We start from the raw sequence: 25,635 nt of genomic DNA on the forward strand, positions 1-25,635 counted from the left end.
ACAGTAAAATTTGAGCAAAAAAAGAGGTCATCTAAAACAGACGACCTCTTCAATCATTAGTTTTTTGACTAATTAACTAATCTATTTTGAGAAATTTTCCATTGTTATCAAACTCAACTTCGATTCCGTTTGATAATTCAACTTCCTGACCTTTCCCTTGTTTTTCCCAACCTATGATTTTTGCATCGGGATGATTAGATTTTAAATACGTAGTAATACTGGCAGGTATAGCCGCTTCTGGTATAGCCTCATTATTTTGGCTATCTATTTCAATAATATTACCATTCTCGTCAAAATCCAGCTGTAACCCATTGGAGAGTCTAACTTCATATTTTTCATCTTCCCAAATTTCCCAGCTGCTATTTTCCTTTACTTCTTCTGTTTGAAGGTTAGAAAAATGCTTGCTAATAAAATCCTGTGCAGTTTTAGGTAATTTGTCGTTTGTTGATTGTGCCATCATTCCTATTGAAAATAACATAACCAATCCACTTAACATCACTCTTTTCATAATTCTTGTTTTTTAATTACAGGACAAAATAAAGGTCCAAAACTGAAAAAAATTAGGAATACTCAATCTTTCTATTCCTAAATGTTTCCTAAAAGCACTTATATCTTTCAAAAATTCCAATGCGCTTTTTCATCATTTAATTGGAGTCAATAAAAATATAAACCTGTGCAATCTTACCACATGAGGAATAAAATATTTGCTGTATTAGTATGCTTTTTCATTATTACATTTTCATTTTCACAGGATTCTCAATCATTCTATTATGAGAATGAATTTGAAATCTCCATTCCTCTTAAAAATAATTGGTCTATAGATTTTGGCGCAGGAAATCGTGGACTGTTACAGGAGAAACTAAATGGGAAAAGTATAAGCGGGTATCAACATGAGCACCTGGAACTTAATCATTTTACTAAATATAAAGCAAAGGAATTCCTTGCGATAAGCCTGGGATTAAGGTATCGATTTAGAGAAATTTTTGATAGTTTCAATAGGGACGAAATTAGAATTATAGAACAGATAGAAATAGGATCTACCAACTCTTCTCTCCCAATATCACATAGATTTAGGTTGGAACAGCGTTTTAGGGAAGAGACCATCCATCGGGTAAGGTACGCACTCCAATTTTCCCGACCTTTAATTGATGAATTCTCTGTAGGATTGGCAACAGAAGCTTTATTTGCTTTTTCAAGGCCTTCTAAACCGGAAGCAGAACAAAGGTTTTCTCTCGGTTTTGAAAATACTTCCTTTAAAGATTTAAAGTTAGGGCTTGATTTAGAATACCGTATTGAAAACTACACCCGTACTCCCGGTCACGAATTCTTTCTTATTACCGGGGTCTCTTTTTCCCTATAAAAATTACTGTACCAGATAATTGCATGGAGGTGATAAAGTTTATCATTCTGTTCGCGAACACTAAAATTATCAATCGTAAAAAAGCAAAATTATAGCCGCTCCTGCGCTTCTCTTCTGTCATTATTTCAGCTAAATCTTATTTAAAAATAAACTAGGAAACTTTTTTTGTTTTTTAGTTTATTTTGGTGTTATCTTTGCATTCGATTTAAAGATGATTCAAATACAATAAGTAAAATGAAAAAGTTATTAATTGGTCTATTATTGACCAGCAGTTTTAGCTTTGCCCAGGAATCTCCTATTGAGCTAAATCTTCCAAAAGCAGTTTCCTACGCACTGGAAAACAAAGCGGAAGCTCAAAAGGCGCGGCTTGATATTGAGCAGGCTAATGCAAAGATTGCAGAGGTAAGAGCCAATGCTTTACCAAATATTTCGGCAAATGCGAATACAACCTTCAATCCTCTTTTGCAACAAAACCTGTTACCGGGGGAGATTTTTGGAATGCCAGGTGAGGATATTGCTGTCGCATTAGGAAGGAAATGGACTTCTAATGCCAATGCCCAACTTACCCAAACACTTTTCAATCAACAGGTATTTACGGGATTAAAAGCAGCCAGGTCCACCAAGGAGTTTTACCAGCTAAATGCACAGTTAACGAATGAAGAAATAATTGAAAAGGTAGCCACTGCTTATTACCAGGTATACCAAACGCAGCAAATGCTGGAAAACCTACAGAGTAATCTAGAGTTGACCGAACAAACTGTGAACATTGTTAAAGGCTTATTTGAAAACGGACTCGCCAAAGAAATTGACTATGATCGCAGTAAAGTAGCGCTTAACAATCTAATTGCCAGCAGGCAGCAGGCCCTTAATGCTGTAGAACTTAGTGAAAATGCATTAAAGTTTATGATAGGTATGTCTATGTCACAAGAGATAAGATTACCTGCTGAAGCCTTTCAACCTGTAGTTCTTCCAGGAAAAAACCTGGAAATGAATGAGAGAACAGAGTTACAGCTCTTAAACAAGCAAATTGAGCTGTTAAACTGGCAGAAAAAAGCAACCCTTGCAGAGTATTATCCATCGGCAGCTCTTGTGGCTAATTATGGCTGGCTGGGACAGGGAGACGTAGTACCGCTTTGGAATGGTAAGGACAAAGGAGTCTTTTGGTCCGATCTTTCAGCTGTGGGTTTAAATATCCAAATCCCAATTTTTAACGGGGGAGCAACCAAATCCAGGGTAAAACAAAATCAAATAGATATAGAAAAAGCCCAGGCCGATTTTCGGGAGACTGAACTCGCCCTTCAACTTGCCTATAGCAATGCTCTGGCGCAGCTGGAAAACAACCTTATTACCATTAGAACACAGGAAGAAAATGTGGAGTTGGCACAGGAAGTTTATCAGGATACCCAAAATAACTATGGATTGGGCTTAGCCAGTCTAAACGATATGCTTGATGCTGAAAGAGATTTGGCTGAAGCTAAAAATAATCTTACTAATGCCCGTCTCGACTACAAATTAGCGGAAGTAGAGCTATTAAAATCACAGGGGAAATTAGAAACTCTTAATGAAAACAACCTTTAAAATGAAAAAGAAAACAATAATTACAATAGTAGCTTTGGCAGGTGTTGCCTTAATTTTCTTCCTTATCCTTAGAAATAATAAGAGTAAAAATGAGCAGGAACTTAATATTGTTGCTCAAAAAAATACTGAGATCGCCGTAAGAACAGCAGAAGCTGCAAAAGAAAGTATTAGTGGCAGGTTCACGGTGAACGGTACCTTCCAGCCGGAGACCCGTGCAAATATTTCGGCAGAAATGGGAGGACAAATTGTTGCGATATTGGTTGAAGAAGGCAGTATAGTGAAGGCGGGCCAGATAGTTGCCAGACTTTCCGGAGATAAGATTAATGTGAATGTTAATAATGCAAAGGCCAACCTTGACAACGCAGTTTCTACATTGGAGAGATATGAATCTGCATATAAAACTGGTGGTGTCACAGCAGTTCAACTGGATCAGGCTCGTTTACAGGTTCAAAATGCCAGAGCACAGCATCAATCTGCACAACTTAGCTCAGGAGATACCAACGTTAGATCCAAAGTAAGCGGGATTGTTAACCAGAAGATGGTTGAACCGGGAATGGTAGTGGGTGCAGGTACTCCAATAGTTGAAGTTGTAAATATTTCCTCTCTTAAATTAAAGGTCGAGGTAGATGAAGCTTTGGTTAGCAATTTAGAGATGGGAGATACTGTAAACATTGTGCCAAGCGTCACCAGGGATACTATAAGCGGAAAAATAAGCTTTATAGCTCCTGCTTCTAATGGAGCACTAAAATTCCCGGTAGAAATTACGATAGATAACACTGAAAACAAGTTTAGAGCAGGTATGTATGCTACTGCAGTTTTCAACCAGGCAGGACTTGAAAATGTTCTTACAATTCCAAGGGAAGCTTTTGTGGGTAGTGTAAGTGATAACCAGGTGTTCCTTGTAGACAACGGTACAGCAAAACTTACAAAAATTAAGACTGGGGTAAATTACGGAAGTAAAGTCCAGGTAACTAAGTGGACTTAATGAGGGAGATGTGGTGGTAACCAGTGGACAAATTAATCTTACTGATAACACTGCGGTTAAAATCTTAAAATAAAAGATAAAAAGAAATGAAATTAGCACAGGTTTCAATAAAAAGACCCAGTCTCGTGATAGTAATGCTAGCGTTACTCATCCTGGGAGGTCTTTTCAGCTATAGTCAGCTCAACTATGAGTTGATTCCAAAATTCGAAGTGAAGGTGGTAACAGTGATGACAATTTATCCCGGTGCATCACCTGCTGAAGTAGAAAATACAGTCTCCCGTAAAGTGGAAGACGCAATTTCTTCTTTGGAAAATATAAAAAAGATCCAGACAAAGTCTTTCGAAAGTCTTTCTCTTGTAACGATTCAACTTACTAATGATGCAGATGTTGACTTTGCATTAAATGAAGCTCAGAGAAAAATTAATGCCATTCGGTCAGATCTTCCGGAGGATATAGATGAACCATCACTTTCGCAGTTCTCGCTTTCAGATTTGCTTAGGTGGTAAGTATGGGGGTATCTGGGAATCTTTCAGAAAATGAACTTTATGATCTTATTGATCAAAAAATCCAGCCAGCTTTTTCCAGACTTCAGGGAGTGGCACAGGTGACTATGGTTGGAGGTCAGGAACGGGAGATCAGGGTAAATTTAGATCCCAACAAGCTTGAAGGTTATGGCCTTACCATTCCAATGGTACAACAAATCATTACTGCCTCCAACCTGGATTTTCCTACTAGTAATCTTACTACAAGAGAAAACACAACTCTTATACGTCTTTCAGGAAAAATTCAGTCAGTTGATGAGCTTAGGAATTTAGTTATTGCTTCTCAAAATGGGCAAAACATCAGGTTATCAGATGTAGCTGAAGTTCAGGACACCCAGAAGGAAGTTGAGAAAATAGCAAGGATAGATCGTCAAAATACAATTTTGCTTCAGGTTCAAAAACAAACTGATGCCAACGCTGTAAAAGTAAGTGAACTTGTTCAGGAGAAAATGGCAGAAATTGAGCAGCTTTATGCTGAACAGGGAGTGAAAATTACAATGGCGAATGACACCTCTGTATTTACTCTTGCCGCAGCAAATTCTGTAATAAAGGATCTTTTAATTGCCGTGGGACTGGTAGCATTTGTAATGTTGTTCTTCCTGCACAGTTACAGGAATGCCCTTATAGTAATGGTAGCAATTCCTACTTCACTTATTGCCACCTTCATTGGAATGTTGATGTTAGGCTACAGTTTAAACCTAATGAGTTTACTCGCGCTTTCACTTGTGGTAGGTATTCTTGTTGATGATGCGATTGTGGTAATTGAAAACATTCACCGCCATATGGAAATGGGTAAAAATAAAGTACGTGCGGCTTATGACGGAGCAAAAGAAATTGGCTTTACAGTAACGGCTATTACACTTGTAATTGTGGTGGTATTCCTTCCTATTGCTTTAAGTACAGGACTTGTTGCAAATATTATTTCTCAATTTTGTGTTACGGTGATCATTGCAACTTTGCTGTCTTTGTTAGTTTCTTTTACAGTTGTTCCCTGGTTATTCTCCAGATATGGAAAACTTGAGCTTATAAGTGGAGATTCTTTCTTTGGAAAGATAATTCACAAATTTGAAGCAGGTCTTACCTGGTTTACCCAGGAGGTTACCAAGATCCTTCACTGGTCCCTTGATAATAAAGTAAAAACCTTTTTAATAGTTTTTGTTCTTTTCGCCAGCTCGATTTCATTGGTGGCAATGGGATACATTGGATCAGATTTCTTTCCACGGACAGACAGGGGTGAATTTCTTGTGCAACTGGAAATAGATAAGGATGCTTCTATAGAGGAAACTAACTTTGTAACTCAAAAAGCTGAAAATTACCTCTCCCAACTTCCGGAGGTAGACCGAATGATTACAACCGTAGGACAGTCCAGCAGTGGTGGTTTGGGAGGTGCCCAGGCTACCAATTACAAATCGGAAATTACGGTGACCCTGGTAGATAAATCTGAAAGGGATGAAAAAACAAACGTTTTTGCTGCAAGGCTTACCCGTGATCTTGAACAGGAATTGGTTGGTGCTAAAATTACTACTGTACCCGTGGGGATAATTGGTGCAGAGCAGGCACCACTTCAAATGACCATTACCGGAAACAGTTTTGAAGAGGCCCTGGCATATGCTGAAACAGCTGAAGACCTGCTTAGAAATATTGAAGGAGCTACTGAAATTGAATTAAGTGTAGAAGAAGGAAACCCTGAAATATCAGTTAATGTTGATAGAGATAAAATGGCCTCTTTAGGGTTAAACGTTGCTACAGTTGGACAAACCTTACGTACAGCTTTCAGCGGAAATACCGATAATAAGTACCGTACAGGAAATAATGAATACGACATCAATATAATTTTTGATGAAGCTGCCCGAAACAATATTGAGGACGTACAGAATATTCAGTTTACCAACCCTCAGGGACAAACAATTAATTTAGCACAGTTCGCTGATATTAGTTACGAATCAGGGCCTTCTTTGCTGGAACGTTATGACCGTTCCCCCTCTGTGACCGTTATGGCACAAACCGTAGGGAAAACCACGGGAGCAGTAGCTCAGGAATGGGAAGAAAAATTGGCAAATGTTGAGAAGCCTAAAGGAGTGGAATGGTCCTGGGGTGGTAACATGGAAAACCAAAGTGAAGGTTTTGGTACCCTTGGAATAGCTCTTTTAGCCGCCATTATGTTAGTATATATGATTATGGTGGTACTTTATGATGACTTTATAAAGCCATTTATTGTATTATTTTCTATTCCATTGTCTTTCATTGGTGCTCTGTGGGCATTAGCTCTTACTAACCAAAGTTTAAACATTTTTACCATTTTGGGTATTATTATGCTTATTGGATTGGTAGCCAAAAATGCTATCCTACTTGTAGATTTTGCGAATCACAGGCTGGCGCACGGGGAAAATATCCGTACAGCTTTAATTCAGGCGAATCACGCTCGTTTAAGACCAATTTTAATGACCACAATAGCCATGGTGTTCGGGATGCTACCTATTGCACTTGCATCTGGAGCCGGGGCTGAGATGAATAATGGTTTAGCCATTGTAATTATAGGTGGATTATTATCTTCCCTGTTTTTAACCCTGGTAATCGTTCCCGTAGTGTTTATGATTTTTGTGCGATTGGAGGAGAAATTCTTCAAGAAAGAAGAGAAGAATTACGAGGAGTTAATGGTGGCAGAATATGATCACGTAGATCCAAAACACGAATTCGAATTCTAGATTTATTAAGAGCTGGCTGGCCCTGCACCAGTCAGCTTCTTAATTTTTATTAAATTACATTAAATGCAGGACCTTTAACGAGAACAAACAAATTGCAATGGAGAAAGATGAAGATTTTCTAAACAAAGTATCCCAACTTTTCATCATCAACGGTGCCAAGACTGTGACCATGGATGATATCGCAAAGGAGTTGCGAATTTCTAAAAAAACGCTTTATCAAAATTATACAAACAAGGAAAACCTGCTAGAGGAAACCCTGACTTACAGTATTGAAAAGGTTTTAAACAAGATGCGAAACCTCGACGAAAAGATTGAGAATGCAGTAGAAAGAATGTTTGCCAGAGATGAAGAAATAGAAAGAGCATCTAAAACAAACGATTCGATCCTCCTGAGACAACTTGTTAAATATTATCCCCAAATTTTCAATAAACACATGTTGTACTTTTCTGAAAAACTTTCAGAAATACTGGTACATAACGTTGAAAAAGGACGGGCCCAGGGTTTATACAGGAATGATTTTGACGCCCACCTTTATTCAAAATTATATTTCCAAATGACCATGACCTATGACAATTCCCCATACCTGGATACTACACAAATCTCTCGAAATAAGTATCAGCAGGAATCTCTCCTGTTTTATATGAATGCTATTACGACTGAAAAAGGAAAAGGTATTTTAAAAGAGCTTCAACGATCCTGAACCTAATGATTTTTCTCTCCAAAAATTTGATTCCTTAGCGGGAGCCAGAAAAATTTTTCAAATATTCTCTACCAACAAAGTCCTGGTTTGAATACTTATAAGACAAAAATAAAACAATATAAGTAATAATACGTATGTTTAATTTTAAAAGTAAGTAATTTTAGTATATATTAGTTCACCCTATTTCATGGGAGCATCACACCCTTTGAATATAAAATTGGAGAAACTATGTGTACTATACCTACAAATAAACCAAAAGTAACTTTAGTAGGGGCCGGGCCGGGAGATCCTGAATTGCTCACTCTCAAAGCAGTTAAAGCCCTGAAGGATGCAAATGCCGTTCTCTATGATGCTTTGGTAAATGAGGAAATTTTAAAATATGCACCAAATGCAGTAAAGCTTTTCGTCGGAAAAAGGAAAGGATGCCATTCTTACATGCAGGACCAGATCAATGATTTGATTGTAGCCTACGCCCTGAGATATGGCAATGTTGTTCGTTTAAAAGGAGGTGATCCTTTTGTCTTTGGACGCGGTCGTGAAGAAATGGACCATCTTGCTAAAGCAGGAATACCTTCTGAAGTAATTCCGGGTATATCTTCAGCAATTTCGGTTCCTGCCGGGCTGGGAATTCCTGTTACTCACAGAGAGGTTGCACAAAGTTTTTGGGTACTAACGGGCACTACTTCCGGTCACAAATTATCTCAGGATATAGAACTTTCAGCTCAATCTAAAGCCACAGTAATTATTCTCATGGGAATGAGCAAATTATCTGAAATTGTTTCAATATTTACAAAACACGGCAAGGCAGAAATTCCTGTGGCAATTATACAAAATGGAACAAAGGAAAACGAACGTCGCGCTATAGGAAAAATTTCAAATATTGAGAAAAAGGTTGCCGGAGCAAATCTTTCCTCTCCCGCAATTATAGTAATTGGAGAAGTCGTAGAATTTGCTAATGATAAATTATCTGCTCTTGTGGAAGATAATTTAGTTTATTCTAAATAAGGTTAGTAATATATAACTTTAAGCTTTCTAATCAAGCTGCTTAATAAAAATTTTTGATTTAAAAGCTGCTTTGGGAGCTTCACACACCGGGCAGCTATAATCATTAATCAAATCCTCAAAGGCTGTTCCCGCTTGTATTCCCTGGGTTTTGTCTCCATAAGTTTTGTCATAGACAGTAAAACACTCCTGACATTGAAAAACCTCAACTTCTACCACTTCTTTTTTTGAGCCTGTAGGTTTTTCGTCCTCTATTTTATTTCCTAACTGTTCAAAATACATCTGACTAAGCTCCATGAGCAGGCCAGGCAATTCCACTTTATCCACATCCTGAACATGAGTTATATATTCCCGCGTATTTGGATCAAAGTTTTTAGCGTACAGCAAATTATAAGTATCCCGAATTTCAAATTCGGTTAAATTCTCGGGAATTTTATTTTTTTCAATAACTATGGAAGTAAAGTAATATACCCTTCTGGTGTAATTAGCAATTCCGAAAGTGAGGCCATAAGTACTAATGTCATTTTGATCAAAATTTGCCACCAGATACTTTTTGAGACTTAAGGCTTCATCATTAGCTACTAGCAAGTGCCAGTTAAGTTCAAGCATTGAATGCCGAACATTAATCCCGAATTTGCCCAGTAATTTTTCCCATTGCAGTTTTGACTCTACGGGAATTCCTTTTACTATAAAAGATTTCCAGGGGGTGATGCAGATTCTTCCGATTTTTAATTCCGCGCAAAAGTCACACATCACCTTCAGAAATTCAAGGTCATACTTATTATTTCTCCAGTATAATCCCAGCCAGTATTTCCCTGTTCCTGTACGATTCATACCTTCGTAATACGGGAAGGGATAGAATGGCACTTCCAGCGGTTTGTCCACTGTGCGATTATCAGTATCTACAGCGTCACTCACCAAATCAAAGATCATTTCAATAGTTTCAGGATCTTCCTGCAAAATATTTTCCACTGCCTGTCCTACCTTTCCAATATCCCAGCTATAAATGAGGGCGGGATACATTTCAGTTTTTTCCCAATCTGGCAACCGGATATACAAATACCAATAGTCTTCATGTTCTGAAGCAATAAAATTTAAATGTCCTGTGAACAGAGGAACCAGCCTTTGTCTTGGTTCGGTAATATTTATTTTTAGTATTGGTTCGTACCTTATTTGTTCCAGGATGTACAAATATCTGTCCCCGGTAAGCCACGCAGTCGTTGGGAAAATATCTGTTGAAACATAAGAAGAAACAATGTTTTCTATTGGAAAGGATGAGTTTTTTACAACAGTAAATCCTTTAAAATTATCAAGAATTGTTTCGTCTGTGGCTTCCGGAAGTAGAATATCCTGCCGGGAACCAAAAGAAATGGTCTTTAGTCCCGAGGCTTCAGCTGTTTCTGCTATTGATTTAAGTTCTGCAGGTGAGAGTACGCCTCCCTTTATTATTATTCTTGGAACATTCTTTCTCATGCTAATTCTTTTGAGCGGTTAAATATTTCCCGAACTTCAGTTTTACAACTTCCGCAGCCCAACCCGGCACCTGTAAGTTTGCAGAGCTCTTCAAAACTGTTACAGCCCTGACCTACTGCTTCTTCAAGATTACCTGCACCCACCTGGCTACAGGAACACACCAGTTTACCTAAGACAGGCTTTTCATTGCCCGCACCACGAAGTAATTTCTCACGTTTATCTGATAACTCAATTTTACTTTCAATAAGGTTCTTGAATTCGGCAAATTCATCCTTATTACCCATTAATACAGCACCCACCAACAGGTCATCTTTTACAATACATTTTTTATAGTACCGCTTCCGCAGGTCCATAAGAACAATTTCTTCATGAGTATCATCATTTTCAGGAATATTGATATCCCCTATGCTACAAATGTCCAAATCATTGAACTTAAGGATATTCATTAGAACCGATCCATTGTAACTACTGCTAATGTCCCCGGCCATATAATTCGCGAGAATAGTCGCCTGCTCCTCTGCCGCCGAGGTTATTCCGAATAATTTATTCTCAAATTCTGCAATTTCACCCAGCGCAAAAACATCAGGGTTGGACGACTGCATATGCTTAGGTTAACTTTTACTCCCCGGCCACAAATAATGCCACTTGCTTTTGCAATATCTATATTGGGGCGTGTACCGATTGCATAAACAATAGAATGAGCAGTAATAATCTTACCGCTCTTTAATGTGATGACCAATTCTCTGGTTTCCTCATCATCAAAAACAGTACTTACTTCATTATCAAAATAAACCTGTATCCCCCGCTCCATCACATCCTGTGCAAGAAGTTTACTGGATGTAATATCTAACTGCCGCTCCATTAGACGTGACGAACGTTGAACAATAGTTATTTTTAAATTTTTATGTTTTAAAGCTGCCGCCAGTTCCAGTCCCAGAAGTCCGCCACCAACAAGTACTACATGCTGCTGTTCCGGTGGTAGCCCTGTTGCCTCCATATAGGATTTAAAGTTATCGGCATCTTCTTTACTGCGCATCGTAAACCTCCCCGGAAGTTGAAGCTGCGCATCTTTAGGTACAAAAGCATCACTCCCTGTAGCTAAAATTAATTTATCATAAGGATGTGAATTGCCCTTGCTATCCAATACCAGTTTTACTTCAGGATCAATTTTTACAATGTATGTTTCAGAATGAAGCTTTATCCTGAGCTTTTGAAGTTTCTTCTCTTTGATTTTTAGAAGCTGCTCCCAGCTAAGCTCTTCGGTAATATATTCCGGAAGTAAAACACGGTTATAAAAAGGATGAGCTTCTTTGGAAAACACCTGCAACTCGTCTGTGCGGTTATGCTCCCTGTAATTCTGAATAAACCTGAAAGAAGCTGTCCCCGCCCCTACTACCACAATTTTTTCCTGCTTTTTTCTGAATTTGGAAACTGAAACAGCAGTGTATTTAAAATCTGGTTCCTTTGAAATTGGATCAACCCTGGTGTGTGTCAAATTATTCGCCCGGTTAAGATCGTTCTTAAGGTTCTTTCCCCAGTGCATTGGCAAAAACACTACTCCTTCTCTAACATTATCAGTAATTTTTGCCCGCACCCGAACTGTTCCATTCGGACTTTTAATTTCGGTTACATCCCCATTCTTTATATTATTTAGATAAGCATCTAAAAGATTAATTTCAAGGATTGGATCAGGATAATGAGTTTTTAACCTTGCTACTTTCCCTGTACGGGTCATCGTATGCCATTGGTCCCGAATTCTTCCGGTCGTCAAGATTAAAGGATACTCTCCATCTGGTTTGGCAGATGCATTCTCCACATTTTTTGGAATATTAAAAATCGCTTTTTGAGAGGGAGTATAGAATTTTCTATCCTGAAACAAGCGCGGAGTACCGGGATGTCGATATTCTGATACAGGCCACTGGAAAGTACCTTCATTCTTCAGCCTGTCATAATTAAGACACGAAATATCAATATTTGTACCCTTGGTCATAGCGGCATATTCCCTGTAGATTTCTTCAGTACTATTGTAGTTAAAGCCCCGAAAGCCCATCTTTCGGGCAAAGTCACATAAAATTTCAACATCGGGCCTGGCTTCCCCGGGAGGATGCAATTCTTTGTTCAGGTAGGAGATCCTTCTTTCTGAATTTGTCATAGTACCTTCTTTCTCCAGCCATCCTGCCGCCGGAAGCACAAGATCTGCGTAGGCAAGGGTATCAGATTTGTGAGAAATATCCTGGACTACCACAAATTTGGAATTTTTGAGTGCTCTCTCTGCCTGCCTTGCGTTAGGCATACTCACAACAGGATTAGTACATACTATCCAAACAGCTTTAAGCTTTCCTTCTTCAAGCGCATCAAACATTTCTGTAGCCGAATATCCCGGTTTTGGAGAAATCTCATCTACGCCCCAAAATTGAGCGACTTCCTTTCTATGTTCTTCGTTGGCAAGATCTTTATGAACTGCCAGTAGATTTGCCATACCGCCTACTTCCCGTCCTCCCATAGCATTGGGTTGTCCCGTCAGGGAAAAAGGACCTGAGCCGGGTTTTCCTACCTGCCCGGTAACCAGGTTGAGATTCAGCAAAGAAAAATTTTTGTCAGAACCAACAGCACTTTGGTTGAGTCCCATCGCCCACATGCTGATAAAACCTTTAGAGCGGCCAATAATAGTTGCCGCTTTTTTAATTTCATTGGCCGGAACACCACATAATTCTGAAGCACGATTTAGAGATAAAGACATTACCTGTTCCCTGTATTCCTTAAAACCTTCGGAATGCTTTTTAATGAAGCTTTTGTCTACTAATCCTTTTTTTATTAATTGGCGGCCAATGGCATTATAAAGAATTACATCGGTTCCCGGAATTAGCTGAAGGTGCAGATCTGCAAAGTTTGCTGAATCTGTTTTGCGAGGATCTGCTACAATGATTTTAACGTGAGGGTTTGCCTCCTTATGCTTTTCCAACCTTCTGAAAAGAATAGGATGGCACCAGGCGGGATTCGCGCCTGCGATAAGAAAACAATCGGCGAGTTCTATATCTTCATAACTAACAGGAACAGAATCTTCGCCAAACGTTTTCTTATAACCTACAACGGCAGAACTCATACATAGCCGTGAATTGGTATCTATATTATTAGTTCCTAAAAATCCCTTGGTTAGTTTGTTGGCTATGTAATATTCTTCTGTTAAACATTGCCCCGATATATACATTCCAACGCTGTCCGGTCCATATTTTTTAATTATAGATTTAAAAACTCCTGCAGCTCTCTCCATAGCATCATCCCAGGTTACACGTTCCCGGGGATGGGACCTGCTCCAGCGCATTTCAGGATATAGGATCCTATCAGAACTATCATTCACCACATAGTCCAGATTCATTCCTTTTGAACAAAGCATTCCTTTATTTACGGGATGATCCTTATCTCCGGATACTTCTATCCGATTGCGCGCATCTTTTTTCACTATGACGCCACAGCCTACTCCACAATATGAACAAGTACTTTTTACTTCCTTTTCGAGCATCTGCCGAATAAATTAAGTTGTAAGATTAAAAAACTCTTTATAATGATGATATTTATGCTTTTACCAATATCACTCCTGCATGCCTAAAATTAAGCATTTGCAGGTGTAGTATTATTAAAAGATTCCTGTAATTCTTTTTGCGCAACCTTTTCCTCTTTAGCTGAAAATCGTATTCCCAACGCCACGACTCCTGTAGTTATCACTGTTAAACCGATTAAAAGGTAACCTTCAGAAACAGCCTGAGAAGCAGCCGCGGCTTGTGCCGATCTTATTACTTCCTCACTTAAACCTTCATTAGCTGCAATGGCGGCTTTTTCTGAAGCAGCAGATTTAACTTTGAGCAACATAGCTGCCAAAAAAGCACCAACATTGCCTCCTGCACCCACAATACCTGAAATGGATCCTATTGCTTTTTTATTAATAAAGGGCACAACAGAAAAAGTAGCACCCTCTGCCATTTGTACCGAAAGACTGAATAAAATTAGAAATCCAATAGCCAGGTATAAAGTAGAAATATTGGAGAAGGAAGCCAACATTACCCCTTGCACGACCAGGATAAAAGATAAGAACAACACTCTTCCTCTAATACCTTTGGTTTTACCAAATTTATCTCCAAAGAATCCTCCAAGGGTACGTGCAAAAAGATTCATTAGAGCAAAAGAAAGCACAATATTTCCGGCAGTTATCCTTTCCAGCTGAAATGTATTTTGAAGGTAGTCATCCATAGTACCATAGACGGTGAGCTCTATTCCAAAACAGGAGGCATAAACTACAAAGAGAATCCAAACCCTGTAATCTTTTATTGCAGTAAGAAAACCTTCCTGGTCCTTTTTTAATTTGGGGACGTCACCTTTTTCAGCCAGTTCCTTAAAGTTACCTTCCGGTGTATCCTGGGTGAAGAAATAATACACCACACCCATAATAAAACATAAAAGACCTAAGCAATAATAACAGAATATCTCCAGGCTTCTGTTTCAGCTGCACCAAAACCAATGACTATAGCAGCTATAATTGGCATTCCCAGCCTGTTTGCTCCACCACCGAGGTTTCCCCAACCTGCAGAAGTTGCATTTGCAGTTCCCACTATTTTAGAGGAGAACATGAGAGAGGTATGCACCTGGGTAATAACAAAGGATGCTCCTATAAAACCTGTAAACAATCGACAAATTAAAAATTGGAAAGGCGTTTCTACAAAACCAGTAAGTATAATAAGTACTGCTCCCAGCATTAGTAGCCAGGTGTAACAGAGCCGCGGCCCATATTTATCACACAATTTACCAATGAGTAAACGGGCAAAGACAGTACCCGTCACTGCCAGAACAACTGAATTCCATTTTTGTGCAGGTGTCATTCCCAGATCACGAACAACGTCCGGCATAAACGGCACTACACCAAACCAGGCAAAGAAACAAAGGAAAAATGCAAGTGCAGTAATCCAGAAAGTGCGTATGGGTACACTTTTAATGTTATGTAAATGAAATTTTGTTGCTTTTGCTGAAGTTGAACTTTTCATAATACTTATTTTTATAAATACTAAATTAAGTAATAATACTTACTTAATACTTAAAAAATACGTAGAAATGATAAATTTATGAGCTCATTAAATTTTAAGGAATGTATTTCAGAAAAGATTAAAACAAAGCAGACAATATTCCGAATTTAGAAATTTAAGAATTGAATAGAACAGCTATAATTTACACAAGATCGTATTCCCGGGCCTTATTTGTAAGCTCAATGAGGTTCTTTACATCTAACTTCTTCATCAGATTAAAACGATGCACCTCAGCTGTCCTTTTACTTATATTTAGCTCTTCTCCAATTTCCTTACTACTTTTCCCATCCATGACTAAAGTGAGAATCTGGATTTCCCTTTTGGTTAAATTAAAAGGATCATCAACTGTCTCAGTTGGTTTCTGCTCCAAGCCAGCGTTAACTTTAGCAAAATTATTTACAAGAATAGAAGAAATGTCTCCTGAAAAGTACTTACCTCCATCGGCCACTTTGTGCAAAGCTTTTAGAAATTCATCCTTACTTGCTCCTTTTAGAAGATAACCGTCAGCACCCACCTGTACCGACTGTAAAACATACTCTTCAGAATCGTGCATGGATAATATCAGAGTCTTTAAGTTTAAATTCTCCTCCCTTACTTTCCTCACCACTTCTATTCCCGTCAAACCGGGCATACGTATGTCTACTACAAGAACATCAGGCAGGGATCGCTTTACCACTTCCAGGGCTTCAAGACCATCAGAGGCTTCGTCAATCACCTCAATGTCATTCTCGTCTTCAAGTAAGGCTTTTATTCCGTCTCTAACCAGAACATGGTCATCTGCCAGGACTATACGTATTTTGCTCATTGTAATTTTTTGTAGTCTAAATTAGGGAATTTTAAGAGAAGCCAATTAATTTGGCAGGGGTATGTTTAGAGTAACTTTTGTTCCTTTATTAATTTCAGAAGTAACAAAAAGCCGACCCTGAATGTATTTTATACGCTCTTTCATAAAGGTCATACCCATACCGCCGGAGTCTTTACCACTTTGATCTTTCGTCCTGTCAAATCCTTTACCATTGTCATCAATTGTTATACTTAAAATAGTATCACTATGGGAAACAGAAACTATAATATGACTGGAATCTGCATACTTAATGGCATTATTAATAGCTTCCTGGGTAATTCGATAGATATTAATTTCTGCCAGTGAATCCAGCCTTTGATTAAATCCTGTCTTATCATATAGAATGATCTTTTTTCCTGTTAATCTCGATAATTCCTGTGTTAGCTTGGTCAAAGCAGGCACAATACCATAATCTGAAAGTTCAGGGGGCATCAGGTTAAAGGTTGCTGTTCTCACTCCTTTAATAATATTCCCGGTCAATTGTTTTAGATTTTCAATTTTATTCGCTGCCTTTTCAGTCTGATTTACATCTATACTTTCAAGATGAAAATTTAATCCTGTAAGCATCTGCCCTATCCCATCATGTATATCCTTGGCTATTCGGTTCTGCTCGTTTTCCTGGTTCTCTATAATTTTACTGGAGATCAATTTTTGCTGATCTATTTTTTCCTGAAATCTTTTTTGCCTTAGATCCTCAATTTCGAGCTGGGCTTCTTTACGGGTAGTTATATCTGATGCAATTACCAAAATTTCCCAATCGTCAATAGCTGAACTAAAAGGTATCAGGGACATTTCCAACCAAATTCTTTTTCCTTCCTGTGTGGTTGCTTTTACTTCCCCCTGCCATTCTTTCCTGTAATTTTCTTCCAGAAGTTGCTCTATATGCTTCCTCTCCTCTTCTTTAACCGATAGTAAATCAGAAAATTTACTGTAATCGCCGTACTTCCTGATCCTGAACAGCCGCGAAAATTTTTCGCCCAGTTCAATAATATTTCCATTCCCATCTAACCGGGCAAACAATAAGGTTTGATTCATCGCCTGGTTTAAAACCCGTAATTCCTTTACTGATTTTTCCTTCGCTTTGCTTAATTCATCAGCATCTTTTGCCATTTTTTTGGCATCCTTCTCAGCTTGCAATAATTTTTGAATTGTACCCCTTACACCCCTTGCTGCTTAAGCAGAAATATGAAAAAAGTTCGCTTAAAAGAATAATAAGGGTAATTGCCATTAAAAGCAATTCCAGATTTTCTAATCTTTTCACCTTTTCAGCAGCTTCTTTTTCAAATTGATTTACAATTTGATCCATTCCCCTTAGGAATTCTGCTTCATTATTTGAAATAACAGAAATGTGAGTGCGAATATCCTCAAAGGGAGATGCAGAATTACCTTCAAGTTGTGAAATCAAAGCTTCTGCAGCATTTGTGGTATTCAGGAAGTAAGGCTCTACTTCGGCAAACATGGCGGTAATTTCCCGACTTTTTTCATCAGGGAGACCAAGACTGTCATTCCCCTGCCTGAGCGCAGCATGAAAAAATTTCCATCGCTCAAGAGTAGCTTCTATACTATCCTTAATTTTTAGCTTTTCGTCCCAGTCTTCAATACTTAAAAGTTTGAAAGCATCTTTAGTAAGTTTCTGGCTTAACATTCTTTGCCTGCTTAAGCGATATTTAAAACTGTGGAATCGCTTTCCTGATCATCAAGATGTTGATGAATGAGGATCTGGCTTACAACAACCGAAAGAGCAATAGCACTTAGAGCCAGAATGTAAAGAAGGCTTAACTTTTTGAAAGTCTTTTGATCAAGGGAGAATTGGTCTCCAGGCATGGTTATCAAATTAAGAAAGAGCGCGATTTACAAGAGCTGCAGCCTTATCGGGAAGCGCCAATTTTAAAGCTGCCTCATGTCCTTCTGCAGACATTTTAGCCCAGGTTTTCCTAATAATATCCAACATCTTGTCTTCTTTATGGTCCTCCTTGAGTTTAGCCTCAAAATCATCTAAATAATACTGGAGAAAAACCAGGCAAATAACATCTTCCAAAATTTGACTTTCCGCGTCTTTTTTGATCTTCTTCTTTTGGACTAAAAAGCTTACCCGATCAATAAAATCCTGATCATAACCTACTTCCTTCAGAATTTCTGCTGTAATCTCGGCATGTTCTTTTTTAAGATCATTTCGCCAGTTCAAATAGCCCACTCTTGTCATGGGATAATCCTCCCGCGGAGTTTGCCACCTGCATATATGTTGAGCTCTTGCTGCTATTTGAAGTTCTTCTGAGGCTTCCGGTTTAAACTCCAGAAGTTGCTTAGTCATTCTTTCAGAGTATAACAGTTCTTTAGGATATGTTTTCCCGTCTGCTAATTCCTTGTGGGGATCTTCAGAATTTTTCTCGTCGATGCGATTTAAAGCTTCATTAAACTTATTCATATACTTTCGGAATTCTTAATCTGAGAACCCAATATAAACATTTTCTTCCTCAACTTTAACCGGATATACAGCAATTCTGTAGTCATCACCATTTAAATTGGAACCGTCCTCTAATGAAAATGTTTTTTTATGTAAAGGACAGGCGACCTTTGGAGTTCCTTTTGCATCTCCTATCATTCCACGGGACAATACCATCTCCAGCTTGTGAGGACAAAGATTTTGACACGCATACCATTTAGATCTTCGGGAGAAATTAAAAACAGCTATTTGTTTCTTTCCATGTTTTACACATCCCCCGCCATCTACAGGAAAATCTAATGTTTTCCCCACGAATAACCATTGTTTTACATTGGTTTCGTCAACAGTCTTATATTGATCTATAAAGTTTTCTATCATCTCTTATAGTTTAACTGGCGCTCCAGGCTTTTGGCATTTTTTGGTCACGCATAGGTACAAATTCCAGATTATCATCTGAATCTTCTGAGTTCACGAAGTGCTCAAATCGTTTCATCATTTCAGGATTTTCAATTGCTTCTTTCCATTCACAGGCGTAATTATCAACCAATTCCTGCATCTCCTGTTCTAGGTCTTCAGCTATCCCAAGAGAATCTTCAATCACTACTTTTTTCAGATATTCTATTCCCCCGTCAAGTTTGTCTAACCATGGCGCAGTCCTAACCAGTGGTGGTGCGGTTCGTATATAATACATTAAAAATCTATCCAGATATTTGATACAGGTGTCATCATCCAGTTGTTCAGCCAGAAGTATGGCATGCTTGGGAGTTGCCCCACCATTGCCACACACATATAAGTTCCAACCACTTTCTACTGCAATAATTCCAAAATCCTTACCACGTGCTTCAGCACATTCTCTGATACATCCCGAAACACCTCCTTTAAGTTTGTGGGGCGATCTTAAACCTTTATACTAGTCTTCTATTCTAATAGCATAGCTCACACTTTCGTGCATTCCATACCTACACCAGCTGGATCCCACACAACTCTTTACCGTTCTAAGAGATTTGCCATAAGCATGGCCACTCTCAAAACCTGCGTCAATAAGCTCTTTCCAGATATGAGGTAACTGATGCAGCTCTGCTCCAAAGAGATCAATGCGTTGGCCCCCGGTAATTTTTGAGTACAGATCGTATTTTTTTGCAACAGCACCTAAAACCATTAGTTTCTCCGGAGTAATTTCCCCTCCCGGAACGCGTGGAACGACAGAATAAGTTCCGTTACGCTGAATGTTGGCCAGAAAACGGTCATTTGAATCCTGGATAGTAACCTGTCGGTTGGCTGTTTCCATGTATATACTTCCGAAAATAGAAGAAAGAGCAGGCTTACAAATTTCACAACCATCTCCTTTTCCGAAGAGATTGAGGACTTCATTATAATCTCTAACTTTATTTATTTTTATAAGATCGTAAAGTTCCTGCTAAGCTAAAATCAAAGTGTTCACATAAGACTTCCTTAATTTCTTTGCCCATTGCTTTCAAAGAAGCATTCACAAGATCTTTAACCATAGGTTTACAACCACCACAACCTGTAGTTGCTTTGGTGCATTTGATGACATCGGCCAGGTCTCCACAATCTCCTGATTCTATAGATTTGCAAATAGCCCCTTTTGTAACACTTTCACAGGAGCAGATTTGTGCCGAATCTGGGAAATCCATAGCACTTCCTACTGAACTACCACCTTCCTTAGAAGGAATAATAAGATCCTCGGGATTCTTTGGAAGTTTCATTCCATTTATGAAGATTTGGAACAGGTTATTATAATTTGAAGAATCTCCAATAAGTATTCCTCCCAGCAATTTATCACCTTTCTTATTTATGTTGATTCGTTTATAAATTCCGGAGCGCTTATTCTCATAAGTGATCGTAGAAACTTCTTCATTTTCTGCAAAAGGATCACCAAAACTGGCTACTTCCGTTCCAATTAGTTTCAACTGCGTAGACATATCAATAACGTCTGCCATGACCTTGTTGCCACTAGGTGATTTGTTCGACAGCTACCTGTGCCATCTCATAGCCGGGAGCCACTAAACCATAAACACCTTCGTTGTAAAGAGCAACTTCCCCTATGGCAAAAATATCTTCTTCGGAAGTTCTCATTCTATTATCTACCCAAACTCCACCTTTTTTTCCGGTTTGAATACTAGCTTTTACAGCAAGTTCATCGCGAGGTCTTATTCCGGCCGATATAATTAGCATATCTGTCTGAAGAGAGGAGCCGTCAGAAAAGTACATCTGCTCCACTCCGTTTTCACTAAGCAATTTCTATTGTAGCTTTTTCAAGGTGCACGTCTATACTCAGACTCTGGATTTTTGCCTTTAGCATTTCACTTGCAGGTTTGTCCAACTGCCGTGGCATAAGCCGGGGAGCAAATTCTATAACATCAGTTTTTAAACCCAATTCCTTCGCTGCGTTTGCCGCTTCCAGGCCCAACAATCCTCCTCCTAAAACAGCTGCCCTGTTTTTTCCCTGTTCCTTTAGCTTTAGTGAATATGCTTTAATAGCATCAAGATCTTCAATTGTTCTATACACGAAAACACCCGTTTTATCTGATCCTTCCACGGGAGGCACAAAAGGGTAGGATCCCGTTGCCAGGACCAGGTAATCATAGTCAAAAACCTGGTTTTTGTAAGTTACGACCTGCTTCTCGTTAGGTTTGATTTCACTTATTAATTCTGAAGTACGTAATTCAATCTTGTTTTCCTGATACCATTTTAACGGTGCCAGTAACAAATCATCGGGAGACTCATTAGAAAAATACTCACTAAGGTGAACCCGGTCATAAGCTGAGCGTGGTTCTTCTCCAAATACCAGGACCTTATAGTTCTCACGATTTGGGCTGGACATTAATTTCTCACAAAATTTGTATCCCACCATTCCGTTTCCTACAACAATAATCTTTTTCATATCTACGTATTTAAAATCAAATATAAGTATAAATACTTAATTCATATACGTAGAATATTAATAAGTTGCGAAATATTTTTTCAGCAAACTTTATGAGAATCTAGAATGTGGGTTGATAACGGAATCCTTAAAAGGTATACTTATTACCCGAAACATCTGATATTATGTGAATCGTTTTAAACGATACTCCTTTTTTGGAAAGGATTTATAATAATCCGGTTTATTTTCAGTTTATTAATATAACTTCTGTCAAGTTTGGATACTTAAAACGACAGATAAAATGAGAAAAAATAAATTTTCCGCTTTTTATATAATATCATGGGAAGACCTTCCACACAACCAAAGGACCTGAGAGATGGTTACTATATTGAAGTCCGCAACAAAAATCAAAAGACCTTGTCAAAATTCGAAGAGACACCAAGAAACAACTCCTGCACGCTATAGAGGAATATAAGGTAAGTAAGGAAGTTATTATCTTAGGTAAATCTATAAAGGGAAAAATGATAAGCATTAAAGATCTTACGGTTGAACCAAGCAAAAACTAAGAAGAAGAATTTATTCAGGACCAGGTTTTAAGTTAAAATAAAGATTTATAAACGGCCGAGATTTTTAAATAAAAAATCCGCAACCGTTGCTGCGGATTCTCCGTTCTAGTGACCCCGGAGGGATTCAAACCTTACACGCTGACTGCATATCACATTAGGCTTTTCAAACCTTTTTTTTCTAAGGTAACCTGATAGGTGACTTTTAAATTGGTTTAAGATATAGGAGTTTGGCCTTCTACATTAAAAATACCTAATTTTATTAGATTTTTTAGAGTCAGTCCAAAGCTTTTTTATAATTCTTCCTTGTCATTTGTTTTCCAGGAGAATTAAAGTTATCATCCAAAAATTGTGAGAAAAATGCCAAATTTTGATTAGGAGGATGAATTTATATCGGTAGCACAGATATGCTATTTAATAATAGGATAAATAAAGGTAATTAGAAGAATAAACCCAATGAGATTTGAAGCCAAACAAAAAAAGCCACAAGAGAAATAATCAAAACTATAATAAAGACAATTCGGGAGTTGATAAAGAACTCTAAAGGATTTTCATTATTATACCTAAATTCTCTAAACTTTCTTTTTACCACAATTCGAGGTTTTTATTGAACTAATGTATTAAAATTCTATCAATCCTTGTAATAAATATTTATAGTAAAATAAAGGAAAACATATAAAAAAGATAAATTAAAAATCAAACCAAGGTCAATCTGAAATCAAATTATATAGGACAAAGTTTTCACAGGTCTAAATAAGATTTGTAGTTAGAAACCCTTAGGCCGAAAAGGAGAACAAGTAATTTACATATGAAATAACACAGGCCAGAAAAGACTTTAATTCTGAAGAATCTGACCCGCATCTTTAACTATTCTACTGATTTTTTGTAAGGGTTTTTAAGTTTGTCTACTTTAAAAATGAGTGTCTATATGGAAATTCTTTTAATGAGGTAACTTTCCTCTTAACAGTCCATAAACAAACGTACCAATAAGTGCTCCCATAAGAACAACAAGTATTGAAATATATCCTGCACCAATTAAAGTATAAATGGGACCCGGACAGGATCCAGCAAGAGCCCATCCAAGACCGAATAGGATACCGCCGTACATATATCGGCTAAAGCTCTTATCCTTGGGGGTGAATTTTATAGGCTCCCCGTCAATGGCTTTAAGCGTATATTTTTTTATAAGCCAGGTGCCCAAAATACCAAGGGCAAGTGCAGATCCTATGATGCCATACATATGGAATGACTGAAATTGAAACATTTCATAAATTCGAAACCAGGATGCGGCCTCACTCTTGAACATTACTATTCCGAAAACTATACCTATTAATAAAAATTTTAAATATTTCATATTTCTTAAAAAATTAAAGGAAACAATAAGTGGATCATGATCATTCCACCAATAAAAAATCCAACAACGGCTATTAAAGAAGGTAATTGTAAATTACTCAATCCTGAAATCGCATGACCAGAAGTACAACCTCCCGCGTACCGCGCTCCAAACCCAATCAATAAGCCACCAATTAATAGGATAACCAGGGATTTAGGGTCTGTTAATGCATTTGTAGCAAACAACTCATCCGGAAGATAAGCTTCTCCGGCACTTGAAAATCCAAGGTTCTCAAGAGTAGAAACTGTCTCCTGATTAATATCTACTGCAGTGTCAGTACTTAAAAAATTTGCTGCAATAAATCCACCAAGGATTGTTCCGGCAACCACTACCAGATTCCAGCGCTGTGCTTTCCAGTCAAAAGCGAAAAAATCTGCTTTTTTGCTTAAGCACCTCCAATGGTACACATCGTTCGCAGATTAGAAGACATTCCAAAATTCTTACCTCCAAACAATAGCAAAAACATAATTCCTGCAATAAGTGGCCCAGCAACATACCAGGGCCAGGGTTCTAAAATCCATTCCATATTTGTTCTTTTTTGTGAGTGCAAAGAAAGTATGATTTTAATCATAGGACAGTAACAAATGTTACACTATGGACTGTAAATACAGCCTCTTTGTGTAACAAAAGTGGCTTACTAAGCGGGTAGCTTCCGCCTAATTTTGCTTTGTATATAAGAAATAAAACTTTTCAACTTTTTAAAAATCAAATTATGAACCAAAAAATATATAGACTGAAAGAACTGCTGAAGGAAATTTGGCAGGATTTTAAAAATACTGGATCCCTTACAACCGGAAATAAGTATTGCTGTTCATCCAATTTTTTTTATCCGGAAGATCAATTACGCCCGGAACCTATTCGGGTCAATGAGCAGCATAATAAACATATTAATCTTAAATATAGACAGGGATGAAAACCATCTTAGTATTAGGAGCCGGACAAGGCGGAATCGTTACTGCCAAGGAACTGAGCAGACACAGCGGAAACGAAGAAGATATCAACCTGGTAAAGATCCTTGTATTTGAAAAAGAGGAAACAAACGTATACTCCCCTTCTCTCCCGTGGGTGATGGTTGGAAAAAGCAAACAACAGGAGATCACAGAGCGTACCGACAAGCTGGACGCTTCGGGCCTGGAGGTTATTAGAGGGGAAATTGAAAACCTAGATCCAGAAGATATTACTGTAACCGTAAAAGGAGAGCAATATAAAGGAGATCACATGGTAGTTTCCCTGGGGGTGGAACAGGCAGATATTTTCAATCTCGATAAGTACGGCTTTAATTTCTTTACCCTAAAAGGAGCTCAGGATTTTTATGCTGAATTGAAAAATTTTAGAGGAGGTGAAATTGCCATTCTGGTTTCTTCCCTTCCATTCAAAAGTCCGGCGGCACCTTATGAAGCTGCGATGCTCATAGAAGATTTTGTAAGGAAAAACAACCTCCCAAAAAACACCACAGTTTCCCTTTATACGCCTGAAGCCGTCCCAATGGAATTCAGCTTACGCTGAAGCTTCCCGCGAACTAAAGGAACTGCTGGAAAAGAAAGGGATCAAGTATTTCCCAAATCACGAACTGAAAGCTGTTTCAGGAAACGCAATGGAATTCAGTAACGGAGAAACTTATGCATATGATCTTCTGGCTTATACTCCACTGCACCAGCTACCCGGGGTGGTCAAAAACAGTGAATTAGCCGAAAATACCGGGTGGGTAGATGTTGATAACAAGACCCTGGAAACCAAATTTGAAAATGTTTATGCGATAGGAGATGTCACCCACCTCAAAACAGACATAGGGGCTGTGCTTCCAAAGATTGGAGTTTTTGCAAGACAGCAGGCAGCGGTAGTAGCTCATAATATTGGCAGAAAATTGGCTAACCAGAAGCCTGATCAAACTTTCGTGCCCGAAGGAAAATACTTTATCGAAGCGGGCGAAGGTAAAGCCAGTGAGACCGCAGGAAGATTTTCGGCTACCGGGCAGAATGATGTCAAAATGAAAACTCCCGCCCAGTGGGGACACTTCTCCAAATGGTGGGATGAAAAATTCTGGTTCTTCAAAAACTTTTAATCAGGAAAAATAGAACGATCCAGGTTCTC

At 38.3% G+C, this 25,635-nt stretch carries 18 protein-coding genes and 5 pseudogenes; 9 read left to right on the forward strand and 14 right to left on the reverse strand.

Annotated elements, in window-relative coordinates; genetic code table 11:
- Positions 1-76: 76 nt before the first annotated feature.
- Positions 77-508, reverse strand: a complete 432-nt coding sequence (locus LZ575_RS11065; protein WP_235330644.1) for a PepSY-like domain-containing protein — start codon at positions 506-508, stop codon at positions 77-79.
- Positions 509-688: 180 nt separating this feature from the next.
- Between LZ575_RS11065 and LZ575_RS11070 the strand changes: the two genes are divergently transcribed.
- The 6 genes and pseudogenes from LZ575_RS11070 (at position 689) to cobA (ending at position 8,875) form a co-directional block, all read left to right on the forward strand.
- On the forward strand, positions 689-1,360 hold the full coding sequence (locus LZ575_RS11070) for a DUF2490 domain-containing protein (protein WP_235330645.1): 672 nt from the start codon (positions 689-691) through the stop codon (positions 1,358-1,360).
- 234 nt (positions 1,361-1,594) lie between these two features.
- A complete protein-coding gene (locus tag LZ575_RS11075; RefSeq protein WP_235330646.1) occupies positions 1,595-2,938 on the forward strand; it encodes a TolC family protein in 1,344 nt (447 codons plus the stop codon).
- 1 nt (position 2,939) lies between these two features.
- A pseudogene (locus tag LZ575_RS11080) lies at positions 2,940-3,996 on the forward strand (efflux RND transporter periplasmic adaptor subunit).
- Between the two features lie 13 nt (positions 3,997-4,009).
- Positions 4,010-7,170: pseudogene (locus LZ575_RS11085) on the forward strand (efflux RND transporter permease subunit).
- A 97-nt stretch (positions 7,171-7,267) separates the two neighbouring features.
- A complete protein-coding gene (locus LZ575_RS11090; RefSeq protein WP_235330647.1) occupies positions 7,268-7,870 on the forward strand; it encodes a TetR/AcrR family transcriptional regulator in 603 nt (200 codons plus the stop codon).
- A 228-nt stretch (positions 7,871-8,098) separates the two neighbouring features.
- A complete protein-coding gene (gene cobA, locus LZ575_RS11095; protein WP_235330648.1) occupies positions 8,099-8,875 on the forward strand; it encodes a uroporphyrinogen-III C-methyltransferase in 777 nt (258 codons plus the stop codon).
- 27 nt (positions 8,876-8,902) lie between these two features.
- Here the strand turns inward: cobA and LZ575_RS11100 are convergent, their stop codons facing one another.
- The 13 genes and pseudogenes from LZ575_RS11100 to LZ575_RS11165 form a co-directional block, all read right to left on the reverse strand.
- On the reverse strand, positions 8,903-10,345 hold the full coding sequence (locus LZ575_RS11100; protein WP_235330649.1) for a rubredoxin domain-containing protein: 1,443 nt from the start codon (positions 10,343-10,345) through the stop codon (positions 8,903-8,905).
- Positions 10,342-13,865 (reverse strand): annotated as a pseudogene (locus LZ575_RS11105) (molybdopterin-dependent oxidoreductase). The gene LZ575_RS11100 and the pseudogene LZ575_RS11105 overlap by 4 nt, the downstream one beginning before the upstream one ends.
- A gap of 89 nt (positions 13,866-13,954) precedes the next feature.
- Entirely contained in the window at positions 13,955-14,785 is an 831-nt protein-coding gene (locus LZ575_RS11110) for an MFS transporter (protein ID WP_235324645.1), read from the reverse strand.
- A gap of 17 nt (positions 14,786-14,802) precedes the next feature.
- Complete coding sequence (locus tag LZ575_RS11115; protein ID WP_235324648.1) at positions 14,803-15,378, reverse strand: MFS transporter; 576 nt, start codon at positions 15,376-15,378, stop codon at positions 14,803-14,805.
- A 181-nt stretch (positions 15,379-15,559) separates the two neighbouring features.
- Entirely contained in the window at positions 15,560-16,222 is a 663-nt protein-coding gene (locus tag LZ575_RS11120; RefSeq protein ID WP_235324650.1) for a response regulator transcription factor, read from the reverse strand.
- Between the two features lie 45 nt (positions 16,223-16,267).
- Positions 16,268-17,371 (reverse strand): ATP-binding protein, encoded by a 1,104-nt coding sequence (locus LZ575_RS11125; RefSeq protein WP_235324651.1) that lies wholly within the window; start codon positions 17,369-17,371, stop codon positions 16,268-16,270.
- 16 nt (positions 17,372-17,387) lie between these two features.
- On the reverse strand, positions 17,388-17,906 hold the full coding sequence (locus tag LZ575_RS11130; protein ID WP_235324652.1) for a hypothetical protein: 519 nt from the start codon (positions 17,904-17,906) through the stop codon (positions 17,388-17,390).
- 11 nt (positions 17,907-17,917) lie between these two features.
- Entirely contained in the window at positions 17,918-18,085 is a 168-nt protein-coding gene (locus LZ575_RS11135) for a hypothetical protein (protein WP_235324654.1), read from the reverse strand.
- Positions 18,086-18,095: 10 nt separating this feature from the next.
- Entirely contained in the window at positions 18,096-18,686 is a 591-nt protein-coding gene (locus LZ575_RS11140) for a DUF4202 domain-containing protein (protein WP_235324656.1), read from the reverse strand.
- Positions 18,687-18,701: 15 nt separating this feature from the next.
- On the reverse strand, positions 18,702-19,079 hold the full coding sequence (nirD, locus tag LZ575_RS11145) for a nitrite reductase small subunit NirD (RefSeq protein ID WP_235330718.1): 378 nt from the start codon (positions 19,077-19,079) through the stop codon (positions 18,702-18,704).
- A gap of 13 nt (positions 19,080-19,092) precedes the next feature.
- A pseudogene (gene nirB, locus LZ575_RS11150) lies at positions 19,093-21,609 on the reverse strand (nitrite reductase large subunit NirB).
- A gap of 1,482 nt (positions 21,610-23,091) precedes the next feature.
- A complete protein-coding gene (locus LZ575_RS11160) occupies positions 23,092-23,505 on the reverse strand; it encodes a YeeE/YedE family protein (protein WP_235324657.1) in 414 nt (137 codons plus the stop codon).
- 5 nt (positions 23,506-23,510) lie between these two features.
- Positions 23,511-24,070: pseudogene (locus tag LZ575_RS11165) on the reverse strand (YeeE/YedE family protein).
- Positions 24,071-24,256: 186 nt separating this feature from the next.
- Here LZ575_RS11165 and LZ575_RS11170 point away from each other — a divergent pair.
- The 3 genes from LZ575_RS11170 to LZ575_RS11180 are packed head-to-tail and all read left to right on the forward strand — an operon-like array spanning position 24,257 to position 25,606.
- Positions 24,257-24,457, forward strand: a complete 201-nt coding sequence (locus tag LZ575_RS11170; protein WP_235324658.1) for a hypothetical protein — start codon at positions 24,257-24,259, stop codon at positions 24,455-24,457.
- Positions 24,454-25,050 carry an FAD-dependent oxidoreductase gene (locus LZ575_RS11175; protein WP_235324659.1) on the forward strand — a complete coding sequence of 199 codons (597 nt, stop codon included), beginning with the start codon at positions 24,454-24,456 and terminating at the stop codon, positions 25,048-25,050. The genes LZ575_RS11170 and LZ575_RS11175 overlap by 4 nt, the downstream gene beginning before the upstream one ends.
- Positions 25,051-25,090: 40 nt before the next feature.
- Entirely contained in the window at positions 25,091-25,606 is a 516-nt protein-coding gene (locus LZ575_RS11180; RefSeq protein WP_235330719.1) for a hypothetical protein, read from the forward strand.
- Positions 25,607-25,635: the final 29 nt, after the last annotated feature.

Origin of the sequence: Antarcticibacterium sp. 1MA-6-2, assembly GCF_021535135.1 — a bacterium.
Classification (GTDB): Bacteria; Bacteroidota; Bacteroidia; order Flavobacteriales; family Flavobacteriaceae; genus Gillisia.

Coding starts and splice junctions, on each gene's coding strand:
- LZ575_RS11065 (WP_235330644.1), bottom strand. CDS start 508: ATGAAAAGAGTGATGTTAAGTGGATTGGTTATGTTATTTTCAATAGGA.
- LZ575_RS11070 (WP_235330645.1), top strand. CDS start 689: ATGAGGAATAAAATATTTGCTGTATTAGTATGCTTTTTCATTATTACA.
- LZ575_RS11075 (WP_235330646.1), top strand. CDS start 1,595: ATGAAAAAGTTATTAATTGGTCTATTATTGACCAGCAGTTTTAGCTTT.
- LZ575_RS11090 (WP_235330647.1), top strand. CDS start 7,268: ATGGAGAAAGATGAAGATTTTCTAAACAAAGTATCCCAACTTTTCATC.
- cobA (WP_235330648.1), top strand. CDS start 8,099: ATGTGTACTATACCTACAAATAAACCAAAAGTAACTTTAGTAGGGGCC.
- LZ575_RS11100 (WP_235330649.1), bottom strand. CDS start 10,345: ATGAGAAAGAATGTTCCAAGAATAATAATAAAGGGAGGCGTACTCTCA.
- LZ575_RS11110 (WP_235324645.1), bottom strand. CDS start 14,785: ATGGGTGTGGTGTATTATTTCTTCACCCAGGATACACCGGAAGGTAAC.
- LZ575_RS11115 (WP_235324648.1), bottom strand. CDS start 15,378: ATGAAAAGTTCAACTTCAGCAAAAGCAACAAAATTTCATTTACATAAC.
- LZ575_RS11120 (WP_235324650.1), bottom strand. CDS start 16,222: ATGAGCAAAATACGTATAGTCCTGGCAGATGACCATGTTCTGGTTAGA.
- LZ575_RS11125 (WP_235324651.1), bottom strand. CDS start 17,371: ATGGCAAAAGATGCTGATGAATTAAGCAAAGCGAAGGAAAAATCAGTA.
- LZ575_RS11130 (WP_235324652.1), bottom strand. CDS start 17,906: ATGTTAAGCCAGAAACTTACTAAAGATGCTTTCAAACTTTTAAGTATT.
- LZ575_RS11135 (WP_235324654.1), bottom strand. CDS start 18,085: ATGCCTGGAGACCAATTCTCCCTTGATCAAAAGACTTTCAAAAAGTTA.
- LZ575_RS11140 (WP_235324656.1), bottom strand. CDS start 18,686: ATGAATAAGTTTAATGAAGCTTTAAATCGCATCGACGAGAAAAATTCT.
- LZ575_RS11160 (WP_235324657.1), bottom strand. CDS start 23,505: ATGAAATATTTAAAATTTTTATTAATAGGTATAGTTTTCGGAATAGTA.
- LZ575_RS11170 (WP_235324658.1), top strand. CDS start 24,257: ATGAACCAAAAAATATATAGACTGAAAGAACTGCTGAAGGAAATTTGG.
- LZ575_RS11175 (WP_235324659.1), top strand. CDS start 24,454: ATGAAAACCATCTTAGTATTAGGAGCCGGACAAGGCGGAATCGTTACT.